14 protein-coding genes and 1 pseudogene are annotated in these 14,271 nt (G+C 63.3%); 8 read left to right on the top strand and 7 right to left on the bottom strand.

Translation table 11 applies throughout. The features are described from left to right. Positions 1-127: 127 nt before the first annotated feature. The 3 genes from EA473_RS18785 to metX all read left to right on the top strand — a co-directional run bounded on the left by EA473_RS18785 (position 128) and on the right by metX (position 3,503). Positions 128-784, top strand: coding sequence for a DUF6517 family protein (locus tag EA473_RS18785; protein WP_124197182.1), 657 nt, complete (start codon positions 128-130; stop codon positions 782-784). A gap of 176 nt (positions 785-960) precedes the next feature. Continuing rightward, positions 961-2,301, top strand: coding sequence for an O-acetylhomoserine aminocarboxypropyltransferase/cysteine synthase family protein (locus EA473_RS18780; protein WP_124197181.1), 1,341 nt, complete (start codon positions 961-963; stop codon positions 2,299-2,301). Continuing rightward, positions 2,298-3,503, top strand: coding sequence for a homoserine O-acetyltransferase MetX (gene metX / locus EA473_RS18775; RefSeq protein WP_124197180.1), 1,206 nt, complete (start codon positions 2,298-2,300; stop codon positions 3,501-3,503). Before EA473_RS18780 ends, metX begins: the two co-directional genes overlap by 4 nt. A 69-nt stretch (positions 3,504-3,572) precedes the next feature. Here the strand turns inward: metX and EA473_RS18770 are convergent, their stop codons facing one another. The 4 genes from EA473_RS18770 to EA473_RS18755 form a co-directional block, all read right to left on the bottom strand. Continuing rightward, complete coding sequence (locus EA473_RS18770) at positions 3,573-3,941, bottom strand: hypothetical protein (RefSeq protein WP_124197179.1); 369 nt, start codon at positions 3,939-3,941, stop codon at positions 3,573-3,575. Between the two features lie 353 nt (positions 3,942-4,294). Further along, positions 4,295-5,041 carry an SDR family oxidoreductase gene (locus EA473_RS18765; RefSeq protein ID WP_124197178.1) on the bottom strand — a complete coding sequence of 249 codons (747 nt, stop codon included), beginning with the start codon at positions 5,039-5,041 and terminating at the stop codon, positions 4,295-4,297. Positions 5,042-5,166: 125 nt separating this feature from the next. Continuing rightward, positions 5,167-5,475: a hypothetical protein gene (locus EA473_RS18760; RefSeq protein WP_124197177.1), complete on the bottom strand. Its 309-nt coding sequence runs from the start codon at positions 5,473-5,475 to the stop codon at positions 5,167-5,169. Between the two features lie 106 nt (positions 5,476-5,581). After that, the gene (locus EA473_RS18755) at positions 5,582-6,133 is read right to left on the bottom strand and encodes a hypothetical protein (RefSeq protein ID WP_341539000.1); all 552 of its coding nucleotides are present in this window, start codon (positions 6,131-6,133) and stop codon (positions 5,582-5,584) included. On the opposite strand from EA473_RS18755, the gene EA473_RS18750 reads away from it, so the two are divergent. The 4 genes and pseudogenes from EA473_RS18750 to EA473_RS18735 form a co-directional block, all read left to right on the top strand. Beyond that, the gene (locus EA473_RS18750; protein WP_207890217.1) at positions 6,089-6,646 is read left to right on the top strand and encodes a hypothetical protein; all 558 of its coding nucleotides are present in this window, start codon (positions 6,089-6,091) and stop codon (positions 6,644-6,646) included. The two genes, EA473_RS18755 and EA473_RS18750, sit on opposite strands and share 45 nt — an antisense overlap. Then, a complete protein-coding gene (locus EA473_RS18745) occupies positions 6,618-7,430 on the top strand; it encodes an IS5 family transposase (RefSeq protein WP_124197176.1) in 813 nt (270 codons plus the stop codon). Before EA473_RS18750 ends, EA473_RS18745 begins: the two co-directional genes overlap by 29 nt. Before the next feature lie 135 nt (positions 7,431-7,565). Next, a complete protein-coding gene (locus tag EA473_RS18740) occupies positions 7,566-7,997 on the top strand; it encodes a hypothetical protein (protein WP_124197175.1) in 432 nt (143 codons plus the stop codon). Positions 7,998-8,128: 131 nt separating this feature from the next. Beyond that, positions 8,129-8,902 (top strand): annotated as a pseudogene (locus EA473_RS18735) (transposase); the annotation flags it as partial. Between the two features lie 320 nt (positions 8,903-9,222). Here EA473_RS18735 and EA473_RS18730 read toward each other — a convergent pair. After that, complete coding sequence (locus EA473_RS18730; RefSeq protein ID WP_124197174.1) at positions 9,223-10,755, bottom strand: carboxypeptidase M32; 1,533 nt, start codon at positions 10,753-10,755, stop codon at positions 9,223-9,225. A gap of 153 nt (positions 10,756-10,908) precedes the next feature. Here EA473_RS18730 and EA473_RS18725 point away from each other — a divergent pair, with 153 nt between their 5' ends. Next, positions 10,909-12,531 carry an HTTM domain-containing protein gene (locus EA473_RS18725; protein WP_124197173.1) on the top strand — a complete coding sequence of 541 codons (1,623 nt, stop codon included), beginning with the start codon at positions 10,909-10,911 and terminating at the stop codon, positions 12,529-12,531. Between the two features lie 172 nt (positions 12,532-12,703). On the opposite strand, the gene EA473_RS18720 is transcribed toward EA473_RS18725, so the two are convergent. Beyond that, positions 12,704-13,693, bottom strand: coding sequence for a YeiH family protein (locus EA473_RS18720; protein WP_124197172.1), 990 nt, complete (start codon positions 13,691-13,693; stop codon positions 12,704-12,706). Then, positions 13,687-13,827 carry a hypothetical protein gene (locus tag EA473_RS22440; RefSeq protein WP_165875331.1) on the bottom strand — a complete coding sequence of 47 codons (141 nt, stop codon included), beginning with the start codon at positions 13,825-13,827 and terminating at the stop codon, positions 13,687-13,689. The genes EA473_RS18720 and EA473_RS22440 overlap by 7 nt, the downstream gene beginning before the upstream one ends. Between the last annotated feature and the right edge of the window lie 444 nt (positions 13,828-14,271).

The following is a 14,271-nucleotide window of genomic DNA, read 5'->3' as shown; positions in this document are numbered from 1 at the left end:
CGCGGGCGATTCGACGTCGGGCGCGGCGAATCGACGCCGGTCTGACGACCGTCGCCCGACCGCAAGATGAGTGCCGTGGCCGGTCGAAACCGACGGCTTTTCGTCGATCGCCGACGCGTTTCGTTCGATGACAATCACGCGACGGGCGTTTCTCGCGACGGGAGCGGCCGCGGGGACGGCGACGCTGGCCGGCTGTATGGATCCCCTTCGGGAGACGCTGTCGTCGTCTCCGGCGACGGTATCAGCGGACGCCCGGTCGGAGGCCGGCTACGACGAGCACGTCGTCGACGAGATGGTCGTCGACCACCCCGTCGGTGCGTTCGGCCTCGAGCGGACGATCGAGGTGGTCAACTGGTACGCCGAGTACGATCGGGCGATCTCGCTCGAGGGACTGGGGCTGACGCGGCTCCAGGCCGCCGTTTTCACCGTCCTCTCGACGCCGCAGGTGTCGGTCCTCGGTCGGACGCACAACCCGATCGGGGAGTACTCGACGGACGAACTCGTGGAACTGATCCAGGAGCGATACGATCGACTCGCGGTCGAGGAGGCGGTCGACGAGCAGGCGGTCACGGTGTTGGGCACGGAGACGCCGGTCACACAGTACCGTGGACAGGCCCGTCTCGTCGAAATCGGCCGACGACTCGACGTGACGCTGCACGTGAGCGAACCCGTCGCCCACGGGGAGGACTTCGTACTGTGCGTCGCGGTCTCGCCCCGACTGTTCGACGTCGACGTCGAATCGTCGTCCGTCCGAACGCTGCTCGAGGGCATCGAGCACGAGTGATCATCGAGTACGACTGACCGGTGATCACGACTGACCAGTGACCACGCGAAACCATCGACTGCCGACTGTCGCCGGTTGTCTCGACGCATCGTGCAGGGATGTCAACCATCAGCACGGATAGCGGTTTTTGCCGTTACTGAGACGCATATGAACGTAGAGCAGTATGCATACTAAACATGAGCGACGACGCGAGCGACGGGACCGACGCCGGGTCTGGCTGTCCCGGGGACGGGTTCGAGACACGGAGCGTACACGCCGGACAGGCACCCGATTCGGAGACGGGGGCGATGGCACCGCCGATCTACCAGACCACCTCCTACGTCTTCGAGGACGCCGACACCGCCGCGGACCGGTACGCGCTGGAAGACGACGGCTACATTTACTCGCGCATCGCGAACCCGACGGTCACCACCCTCGAGGATCGCCTCGCATCGCTCGAGGGCGGTGCGGGCGCGGTCGCGACGGCGAGCGGGATGGCTGCGCTGGATTCGGCGACGTTGCTCCTCGCGAAAGCCGGAGAGAACGTCGTCTGTTCGACCGACACGTACGGCGGGACGTCCGCGTACTTCTCGAAGACGGCCTCGCGTCGAAACGTCGAGGCGCGGTTCGTCCCCACCCTCGAGTACGACGCCTACGAGGAGGCCATCGACGAGGACACGGCGTTCGTCCACGTCGAGACGATCGGCAACCCCTCGCTCGTGACGCCGGATTTCGAACGCCTCGCCGACATCGCCCACGGCCACGGCGTCCCGCTGGTCGTCGACAACACGTTCGCGACGCCGGCGCTCTGTCGGCCGCTCGAACACGGCGCGGACGTCGTCTGGGAGTCGACCACGAAGTGGCTCCACGGCTCCGGGACGACGGTCGGCGGCGTTCTCGTCGACGGCGGGTCGTTTCCCTGGGGCGAACACGGCTACGACGAAATCGCCGGGCAGAACCACGCCTACCACGACGTCGACTTCTCGCGTGATTTCCCCGACGCTCCCTTCGCCGCGGCCGCCCGATTTCGGTCGCTGCGGAGCCTCGGAAACCAACAGTCGCCGTTCGACGCCTGGCAGACCCTCCAGGGGGTCGAATCGCTCCCGCTTCGCGTCGAGAAACACTGCGAGAACGCCGCCATCGTCGCCGACTACCTCGAGGACCACGAGGACGTCGCCTGGGTCACCTATCCGGGCCTCGAGTCCCACGAGACCCACGACAACGCCTCGCGGTATCTCGCCGATTACGGCGGCATGATCGCGTTCGGCCTCGAGAGCGGGTACGAAGGTGGGAAGCGGTTCTGTGAGAGCGTCGAACTCGCCCAGTTTCTGGCGAACATCGGCGACGCGAAGACGCTGGTCATCCACCCCGCCAGTACGACCCACGGCCAACTCTCGCCCGACGAGCAGGAGGAAGCCGGCGTCACGCGCGATCTGATCCGTTTATCCGTCGGGATCGAGGATCCCGCGGACATTCTGGCGGACGTAGAGAACGCAATCGAAACCGCGACGGCGACGGAGGGACGAGTGCAACCATGACGACGAAAGACACGATCGATCTCGGGGAGTTCCGGTTCGAGTCCGGCGAGTCGATCCCCTCTCTCGAGGTAGCCTACGAGACCTACGGCGAGTTTACGGGCGACAACGCCGTGCTCGTCTGTCACGCACTCACCGGAAGCTCCCACGTCGCACGACGACCGGACGCCGGCGATCAGACCGCCGGGCAGGCCCGTGCGTGGTGGGGTGACGTCGTCGGGGCCGGAAAAGCGATCGACACCACGGAGTACTACGTCGTCTGTGCGAACGTTCCCGGGTCGTGTTACGGGACGACCGGTCCCGCGAGCACGAACCCCGAAACGGGCGAGCCCTACGGAACCGACTTCCCGCCCGTCACGGTCGGAGACTGGACCCGCGCCCAGCGACAGTTACTCGACGCGCTCGGCGTCGGCCGCCTTCACGCCGTCGTCGGCGGCAGCGTCGGCGGCATGAACGTCCTCGACTGGCTGCGTCGATACCCCGACGACGTGGGACGCGCGGCCGCGATCGCCGCCGCATCACGTCTCGACGCACAGTGTCTCGCGCTGGATACGGTCGCGCGGCGGGCGATCACGTCGGATCCGAACTGGAACGGCGGTCACTACTACGGCGGTCCAGAACCCGAAGACGGGCTGGCTCGAGCGCGCCAGATCGGCCACATCATGTACCTCTCGAAGGCCTCGATGGCCCGGAAGTTCGGTCGCCGCTCCGCCGGCCGGGAGACGGTCCGGGAACAGCCCCCGGATCCCGCGGCCGCGTTCTTCCCATATCGCGAGGTGGAGTCGTACCTCGACTACCAGGCCGAGAAGTTCACCGACCGCTTCGACGCGAACAGCTATCTCTACATGACCCGCGCGATGGACGACTTCGACCTCTCTGCGGGCTACGAATCCGACGCGGACGCACTCGCCGCCTTCGAGGGCGAACTGCTCGCTCTCTCGTTTACCGGCGACTGGCACTTTACCGTCGAACAGTCGGAAGCGCTCGCGGAGGCCTGCCGATCCGCCGGCGTCGACGTCGCCCACCACGTCGTCGAATCCGACCACGGCCACGACGCCTTCCTCGTCGAACCGGAGAAGGTCGGCCCGCCGCTTGCCGACCTGCTCGAGGCCGGTCTCGCCGGCCGGTCGATCACCGACACCGCAGACGAAGAAGACGAACCCGAGGAGTTCGCACCGGTCCACGCGAGCCTCTTTTCGGAGTGATGCGATTTCCGCTCGAATCGGAACCCATTCGGTTCGAATCTCGAGCGGGTACTGGTTACACAGGCCGTATCAGTGCTGGTGGGCCTGCGTCCCGTCGAAGACGTACTGCTCCGTAACCGGTCCGCTGGAGCCGAGCCCCTCGAGCCACACGCGAACGTCTCGAGCGAACAGGGAGAGGTCCGTGTTGTGGACGAGCGCCGGCGAGGACGGCGATCGAACGAGCGCGATCATCGCCCACATCGAACCGGCGGCGAACGACCCGGCCGCGGAGAAGGTCATCCCGAGCGTGAAAAACGTCGCGGCGTAGACCAGCCCGATGGCCATCGACGGCAGGCTCGTTCCGAGGGGAACTCGCGCGCTCGCGTCACGCAGCGTCGGCGCGAGAAAGACGATCGAGAGACCGCTACCAATCATGAAGACGAAGTCTTGCCACATCATCGTAATTGGTTACTCGATTTCGAGTAAATAACTCCAACGGTGTGGAAATCGATCGTTGTACCGGACAGTCACCGAAAAGCGACGGTCGGGGCGGCGAGGGGGTACGGTCGATCGCTCGCGGCGAAAACCGACATCGAGCAGCGGAACGCCCCTTCGGCCGGTGCGATCTCGTGAGATTGATTCGGCGAGTGCCGGCCCCCGACGCGGCGTAACCGGGGCTTATCGGATCCGACTCCGGAGACTCATACTGTCGAACAGCAGTCAGTGAGACGCCGGTCGCGGATTCTCGGCTGTGGCCGTCTCCGACGGCCACATGAGGGTGACCGATCTCCACAGGGTCCTATCCGATAACGTCAGAAGCCATCGGCGAACTTGTCCCGCCGATTGACGTCGATCTCGCTCACGCTCGAGTGCTCCTGTCCGGCCGCGAAGGCGATCACCTCGGCAACCTCTTCGGGTTCGCTCACCTCGCCTTCGTCGAACGCCTCGGCGAACGTCGAGCCGCTGGTCGTCTCGAACTCCGAGCGAACTTCGGCCGGGTTGACGACCGAGACGCCGACGCCGGCGTCGCCGACCTGCGCGGCGACGCTCTTCGCGAACCCGCGAACCCACCACTTCGAGGCCGCGTAGACGGGGTTGAACGAGCGCGGGTACTTCCCCGCGAAGCTGCCGACGAAGATCACGTGGCCGTCGCGCTCGCGAACGTGGGGGATCGCCGCCCGCGTCGCGTAGAAGACGCCGTCGACGTTCGTCTCCTGCATCGTCTCGTACTCGTCGGTCGACATCGTCTCGACGTCGCCCCCTCGAGAGAGCCCCGCGTTGTTCACCAGTACGTCGATCCCGCCGAACGCGTCGACGGTTTCGTCGATCAGCGCGTCGACCTCGTCTTCGGCCCGGACGTTCGTCGGAACCGCGAGCGCGTCCGCATCGAACTCGCCCTCGAGTTCGTCCGCGAGTTCGACCAACCGATCCTCGCTGCGGGCTGCGAGGACGACGTTCGCACCCTCGGCCGCGAACGCTCGAGCGGTCGCCGCGCCGATGCCCGAACTCGCGCCGGTGACGATCGCAACCTGGTCCTCGAGTCGTCTCGTCGCTGTCATGGTGTCCGGTCCTGCGTCGTCCACGACCGTCGGTGTTTCGTTAGTGGCGGTCCAGACCTGAACCGATGAGCGAAGTCAGACCTGACCGCTGGTATTTCGCTCGTCAGGCAACGTCTATAACGATACTAAAACCGGAGCGAGTCGATCACGCCGAGAGTACGGATCACAGCGGCGGCGGTCATGAGAGCCACGCCCCCGTACCAGAGCCACGCGCTCGAGAGCGGTCCGTCGCCGTCGTCGCCGGGAAGCGGCATCGATCGGGTGAGCGCTCCGGTCGCGTATATCACGCCGCCGATCGCAAGCAGGATGCCGGCGACTCCCACCCTGGACAGACCGAACCGCCAGGACGGCGCTCCGGAGAGGAATCCGTCGACGGCGATCGCACACCCTAACCAGACCATCGCGAGACCGTACAGGACGTGCACTCGCCTCATACGACGGCGTTCGTTCTTCGTTGCTAACTAATTTTTGGAGAAAATATCGTGCCGGGGGGAAGAGTACGGAGGGGGTGTCTGCCTCGAGGTTCCGGTCCACACCCGGTTACACGACGTATCGCTCTGGCACGTACCGTCTGATCGACGGCGGCAGGTACCGCACGCTCCACCGTGCGACGTCCTCGAGTCGCTTTCGTGTGATCGTGTACCCGATCGAGACGACGAGCAGGGCGACGGTCAGCCGGTGCCAGCTCCCCTCGAGGAAGACGATAAGCGGGATCGCGAGCGCTCCGTCGACCAGCAGGTCGGCCGGCGAGCCGTCGTAGGGGATCCATCGGCGGGGCGGGATCCACCTGCCACGGACGTGGTCGAAGACGGCGCGGTCGCCCGGCGGATTCTCCCACGGCCGCGCGCCGAGGCCGCAACTCGCGACGTCGCCGTACAGTGAAGCGCTGCCGCGGCGAGAAACGCGACCGCCGCGACCGTCGCGGCCATCGGGACGAAGACGACGACCGGAAACGCGGCGACCGCACCGGCGGTGGCGACGACCGGCGCGTGGAGCGTCTTTCGGTGCGTCGCGACGACGTCCAGATCGGGGAACACGCCACCGACGGTGGACGACGACGCTACCGCATTGGCGGGAGCGATCGTCTACCACGCGAAGGCGGTCTGTGAGACGACTGATCACCTCTGGCAAGTCATCGGTGATGTCTCAATTCCGACGGACGGCTTGACTGACAACCGCCAGCAGCACAAGGTCACGTTCGATACCGAGTCGATGGCACGGGTCTACATCTACCGGACGATCTACGACCTCGCCCAAAGCGAGGTCACAGATCACCTTGAGGACCGCTTGGCACTGCTGAAGAGATTGGGCCTGAGCAAGATACCGACTCAGCAGAACCACTCATACGCGTGGAGCCAATTCAGCAATCAGACCAAGATCACGCTTGAAGCCGCTGCAAAGGGAATAGCGCTTGAAGCACGCGACCAAGGCGTCATTTCAGACGTACTGGTCCCCATCAACCTGGATGAAGACGAAGCTGACGACAGTGAGAACGACTCATCTGCTCTGTTGAAAAGCGATCTTATCGACCGATTCACGGGTTTAGAAGGGAGAATCCGAGGAAATCGAACCTACCATGGAAGTCGGCATCCTCGACTTCATTGAGCAGTGTCGTGACCTAGCTAAACAAGCGTTAGGGAAGCACGCGGGCGGCGGGTTCGCCCGCTGGGTTCATGTCGTTCTCCACTGTTTTCGGCTTGAAGACGAACACAGCTACCGTGAAACGCCGAATCGGCTGAAGTACATGGTTGAGGTCCGTGATGCTCTTGACCTAGAGCGGGACGAGATCCCCGATCACACGACGATCTACAAGTCGTTCGACCGGCTGAAAATGTGGGTGTGGCGGGCGCTGCTGCGCGTTTCAGCGCAGCAGCACCCGCAGTCTGGACATGCCGCACTCGATAGCACGTTCTTCGATCGGAAGCGTGCATCTTCATATTTCCGCCAGCGAACAGGACGGACGATACAGACGCTGAAAGTGACGACATTAACTGATGTGGAATCGCTTGCTGTGCTTGACGTGCACATCGCAGCACGGTGGAAGCACGACACAAAGAGTGGACCGCAGGTCGTCCGCGTTTCGGCGGACGACCTGCAGTCAGTCGCCGCCGACAGCGGCTTCCACAACTGGCACACCGAGTACGAGATCGCCGCACATGACGTTGAGTATCTTGTTCATCACCGCGGTTCATCTGCGAAAGCAGCTGCGAACAACGCCCTCAATCAAGCAAAGGGCTACACGCAACGGTGGATGACTGAAACATCCTACTCGATAACCAAGCGCTCGCTCGGCGATACCGTGCGAGCGCTCGGCTGGTATCGCCAGTTCCGTGAAATTATCCTCATGTTCGCCATCTCGAACATAGAACCACTCTGTGATCTTCTGTAATCGTGACTCAGCATCTATTCAACACGGCACATTCAGGTGGAATTCAACAAAGCAGTTGAACCCGACGTGAAACATACGGAGGATACCTCTGGCGGTGGAAACATATATGTGTGATTTGTGCGTAATGGTGCTTATGTGTCAGGTATCGAGACGGTCAGGGAGGTCATAAGCGTGGATCGTCGGGATTTTCTCTCCTACATTGTGGTTGGTGGCACGGGCATTATTATCGTCGTTGTCGGATTTCTGGCCGATCAAGGTATGATTGATCTGCCGGGGGATCAGGCGATTTCCGAAGAATTCCGAAACAATCCAGGTTCACTTTCGTTCGATGCGGACGCTGGCGCAGATATAATGATCCGGGTTGACCCCGAATCGGACGGCAATCGACGAGGAGAAATGACACTCAGTGATCCAAATGGAACGGAGGTGATCGACACGCGTTTTGATACCGCTGGTAATACGCACGAATCCCACACCGCCGAGGAGAGTGGTTCATATCAGCTCTCTGTTGATCCACATGGTGGAACGTATCGCGTCACTGTGAGCGTCAATGACCCAGAGGAGTGACTCAGTAAACGTCCAGTTGATGACTTTTCGAGAGGAATATTGACATAGCTGTGGAAAGTCGTCTGCAGACTGCTATCCAACAGAGTGGGTAAGCTCTCGGTATATCACAAGTTTGGGATGTGGATTTCTAGTGGATCGACAAAGACGAACAGATCCCGAAATCGGAGTATCCGCCAATGGTGAGTGGTTACATGGAAGGTGGCGAGTTGAAGCACGGATACACGTTCGCGACGATCACAATCGTCGGGAACGACGTCCCGATCATCCTGGGGATCGAGCCGGTTAAAGAGCATTCGGAGTGGGAACCGGAAGATGCACCGGCCGATTCGAAAGGCGAGGTGGTCGACGAGGTGCTCCTGGACCGGGGGTTCTATAACAACGATCTTTACGCGCCGATCCACGACCGCGGTCTGGTGTACCTGACACCAGTGCCGAAATACGAAGACGATTACGAGGTGATCAAGGAAATCAAGAGCAAGGACGGCGTCGACGCCGCCGTCAAGCACGACGTTCCGTTCGCCATCGATGGCGAACTCCACCACACCGCCGAGTTCCTGTACGTGCCAGCGACCGGTGAGAATGCCGAGGGAAACTACGCCGTGTTCGTGACCAACCGTGATCACGTCGCTCCCGACGAGATCACCCACGTAACCAATAGCTACAGCCGACGTTGGGACATCGAGTAACAGTACAAGTCGGTAAAGGCGTTTCTCCCCAAGACGTCGTCGACGGATTACCGCGTCCGGTTGTTCAGCTTCACGTTCGCAGCATTGCTGTACAATCTCTGGAGGCTGATAGATTATTTGGTGAAGCTCGGGACAGACCGAGAGATCAGGTCGCCGCCGGTCGTGACTGCCAGGACGTTCGTCCGGGCGGTCGGTAAGTCACTCCGACAAGGTGGTTGAGTCGAGAGCGCTCACCGTCGCTCGCCTGCGGCAAGCCGCAGGACTCGCGTTCTAGTTCCAAAATCACGTGTTTCACGCCGTTCAGCACAGCTTGCTTCGTGGAGGAAGGATTGTTGCATAAGATTCGTCGGAATTCTACTCGGACTTTATTTGATTCCTCCGAAGCTCGTTTGTAGACGCTCTACATCCCAGAAACGTGGAAGAGCGCCGCGATCGGTACGGCGACGGCCAGTCCCGCCAGCGCGTGCGTCGTCACCATCATCGTGGTCCGACTACGGTGCGCTCGTGGGAAAGTCGAGCGGTCGAACGCGCGGCCGCCTTCAGTACTCCTCGAGATCGTACAGTTCGCCGTACTTCGACTCGACGTACTCGAGGAAGTAATCGGCGGTGAACCCGTCGCCGGTCGCCCGTTCGATCAACTCGGGTGTGGTGTAGCGTTTTCCGTGCTGGTGGACGTTCTCGCGGAGCCAGCCGTTGAGTTCGTCGAACTCGCCGTTACGAACGTCGTCGTCCAGCTCACCGAGTTCGTCCTCGGCGGCGGCGTACAGTTGGGCGGCGAGGACCGATCCCAGTGAGTACGTCGGGAAGTAGCCGAACGAGCCGTGAGACCAGTGGATGTCCTGCAGACAACCGTCGGCGTCGGTGTCGGGGCGGACCCCGAGGTACTCCTCGTACTTGTCGTTCCAGACCTGGGGGACCTCGGAGACCTCGAGGTCGCCGCTGATGAGCGCGCGTTCGATCTCGAAGCGGATCACGATGTGGAGGTGGTAGGTGAGTTCGTCCGCCTCGACGCGGATGAGGTTGTCGTCGTACACCTGGTTGGCCGACTCGTAGGCCTCCTCGGGCGTGACGTCCTCGAGTTCCGGGAACCGTTCTCGGGCGACCGGCAGGAAGTGCTCCCAGAACGGCCGGGAACGGCCGACGTGGTTCTCCCAGAGGCGGGACTGGGACTCGTGGACGGAGAGGTCACGAGCCTCGCCCAGCGGGGTTCCATACCCATCGTCGGGCAGGCCGAGCGTGTAGTTCGCGTGGCCGAACTCGTGGATGGTCGAGGTGATCGACCCCAGCAGGTCCTCCTCGTCGAAGCGCGTCGTGACGCGGGCGTCGAACTGCGTTCCCGACGAGAACGGGTGCGGTGCGGTGTCGAGGCGACCGCGATCCCAGTCGTAGCCGAGCGAGTCGAGGACGTCCCTGGCCAGTGCCTCCTGATCGTCGTCGTCGAAGGTGCCCGCGAAGGCCGCCGTCTCGAGGTCGGCGTCGGCGTCCTCGATCGCGTCGATCAACGGGACGAGCCGATCGCGAAGGCGATCGAGGACGCGCTCTGCCGTCTCGAGATCGATGTAGGGTTCGTAGTCGGCGAACAGAACCGCGTACGGATCGGCGTCGGGGTCGACGTACTCGGCGTACTCCCGCTTGAGTTCGACGAGTTTCTCGAGGACCGGCGCGAACTCCTCGAAGTCGTCGGTCTCCCTGGCGCGTTTCCACGTGGGATGGGCGTTGGCCGTCGTCTCCGAGATTTCCTCGACGAGTTCGCCCGGGACGCTCGTCTCGCGGTCGTAGCGGCGACGGACCTCGCGAACGATCGCCGCTCGCTCCTCCGGGAGCGAATCCGACTCGAGGTCGGCGAGCAGTTCGCCGGTTTCCTCGGCCGTCAGGAGTTCGTGACTGATCGAGGACAGCGTCGACAGCTGCTGTGCTCGCGCCGGCGTTCCTCCTTCGGGCATCACGACTTCCTGATCCCACCGGAGAACTCCTGCAGCGTTCGAAACGTTCGAGATGCGCTCGACGCGGTCTTCGAACTCTTCGTACGTGTCGGCGGTCGTCGCCTCGGTCGGAGCCTGATCGCTCGCCATTTTCTCACCGTACCGGCCGAATCGCTATCAACGTCGTGGTTCCGGAACAGGGGTGGGTGAACCGACAGCCACGATCGGTGGGCTCGTTTCCTTCGGATACGAGTCCGCTGTCGACGAAAAGGCATATGGCCGACCCCTTCGGGCTGTGTACCAATGGCCACCGGCAGGTGGGAACGGCTCGCAGGGACGGCCAGCGGTGCGAAGCGATACGTTCGAGGGTGCGTGCGGATCGATACGCGGACGCTCGCGGTTTTTCGCGTCTTTCTCGCGGTCTTGATACTCGCCGACCTCGCCCTCCGATCGCGCAACTTCACCGCGTTCTACACGAAGGACGGACTGGTCCCTCCGGACCTCGCGAGGGAGACCGCGCCGATCGACGTCGGATCGGTCTACTTCCTCTCTCCCGACCCCGCCGTGACGGCCGGGCTGTTCGTCGTCCACGGCCTCGTCGCGGTGGGGTTGCTCGTCGGCTACCGGACCAGGATCGCGACCGCCCTCTCGTTCGTCTTCGTCGTCTTGCTCGACCTCCGAAACCCGCTCGTGTTGAGCTACGCCGACGTTCTCTTCGCGTGGCTGTTGCTCTGGGCGATCTTCCTCCCGCTCGGAGCCCGCTGGTCGGTCGACGCCGTCCACGCCGATCGACCGCCGAGAACCGCCGTCGCCACCGTCGCGTCCGGGCTGATCCTCCTGCAGATGATCACCATGTACGTCGTAAACGGCGTCCACAAATCCGGCTCCGAGCTGTGGCAAAGCGGCGAGGCGGCCGTGCTGGTCCTCGGCCTCGACGACATGACGTTTCTGCTCGGTGACCTCGTTCGCTCAGTTCCGACGGCGCTCCAGTTCGGCGGCCTCGCGTGGTACTACATGCTGTTGTTCTCGTGGCTCCTGGTGCTCGCTCGCGGTCGCCTCCGAACGGCGCTCGTCGGGGCGTTCGTGACGGCTCACCTCTCGTTTGCCCTCACCGTCCGCATCGGCGCGTTCGCATACGTCGCTCTCGCGGGCGTCGTTTTGTTCCTCCAGGCGTCGTTCTGGGAGGACCTCTCGAGTCTGGGCCGCCGACTCGAATCCCGGATAGCCCGTCTCGAGGGGGTTCGACCCCGAATCGATCGCGTTCGATCCGGACTCGAGAGCTGCCAGTCCCGGCTCGAGGAGGTCGCAATCGCGGTCCCGCGACTCGAGGTCGACGCGGGGCTCGGGGAACGGGTTCCAGCGAACCCGTACCGGGCCGTCGTTCCCCTCGTCGCCGTCGTGTTCGCGGGGATCGTTCTCGTCTCGGTGCTCTCGGCCGGCGGCGTCGTCGACACGGACGCGAGTTCGGTCGACGCGGTCGACGGTGGTGTCGATGCGTTCGTCGACCACCAGACCGAGTGGCGGATCTTCGCACCGGAGCCGCGGACGACGGACCGCTACTACGTGTTCCCGGCGACGACGGCCGACGGCGACCGGATCGACGCCTACAACGACCGCGAGTTGCGCTTCGAGCGGCCGTCCGACCAGCTACAGACGCAGTACGGAACGTACCGCGAACGGTTTTATATGAACAGCGTCGCGACACCGGACCACCCCGACGTCCCGGTCCGGCTTGCCGAGTCGATCTGTGCCGACCGAGACGATGGCGGCGACGCGGTCACCCACCTCGAGATGTACCTGATCGAAGAAGACGTCACCCTCGAGACGATCGACGATCCCGCCAATCGAACGCGGGAGGCGACGTTGCTCTACCGACACCGGTGCGGTGACGCCGAACCGATCGACGTCGCACAGCCGCCGTTTTAATGGGGCTGGTGTGCCGAATCGATTCCGATCGGTGCGTCGATAACTCCTTTACTTCGATTTTCGAAGTGTTGGCAAAGTACCTTCTTGAGACCATCTATTGGACAATTGGCTCGGGGCCGGCAGCCATCCAGTCGCCGTGGACGCTGCTGTACGAACTTTTGTGCGTATACGGTTACAGGACAGCAACTGCGACGGCGAGCGAGAGCACGCTCCCGACCGTCATCGCCGCGAACACGACGAGTGCGGGGCCGAGTCCGATCCCGCGGAGCTGTGTCGCTCGGATCTCCGTCCCGAGGCCAACGAACGCGAGCAGGAACAGCCAGTCGACCGCGTTCGCGATCGAGGCCTGCTGGTCCGGCGAGAACACACCGACGCTCGCGAGCACGACGAGGGCGAGAAAACCCAGGACGAACTTCGGAAAGTTCGTCCACAGGGTGCTCACCGAGGTCGATCCGCCGGATTCGCGGCGGGCGTAATAACTCGCGTATCCGAGTGCGACGACGCCGATCAGAGCGTTGCGGGCGAGTTTCGTCATCGTCGCCCACTGGCCGGCGACCTCCGAGTGAGCGAACCCGACCGCCACCACCGGACCCGTCGAGAGCATGCTCACGCCCGCCCAGACGCCGAAGACGATTCCGGAGAGGCCGAGTCGGGCACCGACGATCGGGTAGACGACGATCGTTATCGCATCGATCAGCAACACGACGCCTGCGGCGTAGGCGATCTGGGTCTCTCGAGCGCGGATTCCGCCGCCGACGGCGACGACCGCGGAAACCCCGCAGATTCCGGCACCGGCCGCGAGCAACGAGCCGAACCGTTCGGTCAGTCCGGCGACGTTCCGGGCGATCACCTCGACCGTCAGGACGGTGACCGTCACCGTCGCGATCATCAACAGGAGGACAGTGCTGCCGGTTTCGACGATCGATCCGATCGTCAGCGACGCCCCCAGCAGAACGATCCCCGCGGCGAGCCAGATCTTGTGCGTCGCCGTCCCCGGGCGAAGCGAATCGGGAACACCGATAGTGTTCGCCAGCAGGACACCCAGACCGATCGCGAGGAGCAACTCGTTGACGCCGACGACGGTCGAGAGGCCTCGAGCCAGTACCGCGCCGAGACAGAGACCGACGAACCCCGGGAGCACTCTGGTGACGCCGGTCACCATGGAATGTCGACGCCGGCGATCCCGACGAGGGCGACGATCACCGCCCCTACGAGAACGCCCTTCCAGTCGGCATCGAGGTCACCGTATCGATCGACCGCGTTCTCGATCACCCCATCGAACCGATCGTCCGTCATGGGAACCCCTGATCGATTCGTGACTGTATATGTATTGGTTTGCGTCGTAGGTTGCGGGTATATTTGCCGAATCTTTCGTCGTCACACCGCGGACGGCCCACCGCGTCGGCGAGCCAGCACAGATCCCACAGGCACGACTCGAGCGGAGTGTCACTGCCAGACAGCAGTCGGTTGGAACTCGAGCGGAATGACAGTGCCGGCCAGCAGTCGGTGGGAGGTCGGTATCCCGCGTGAGGTCGAGATCCCGCGTGAAATGCGACTGCGGCGGATGAACGCCGCGGCCTACGCCAGAAGGGTGTTGACCAACTCGAGGAAGACGGCAACACCGGTCCAGGTAGTGAGAGCGACGAGTACGAGAGAGAACAGAAGGCGTCCGATAGACTGTACCTTCTCTGAACGGAGCCGGTCGATTTCCACGGGGAGGATGGCTGGTTGGATCACAGA

The organism is Natrarchaeobius chitinivorans (genome assembly GCF_003841505.1).
GTDB lineage: Archaea > Halobacteriota > Halobacteria > Halobacteriales > Natrialbaceae > Natrarchaeobius > Natrarchaeobius chitinivorans.
Note: the sequence above shows the minus strand (reverse complement) of the source record. Positions and strands in the feature narration are given on the sequence as shown.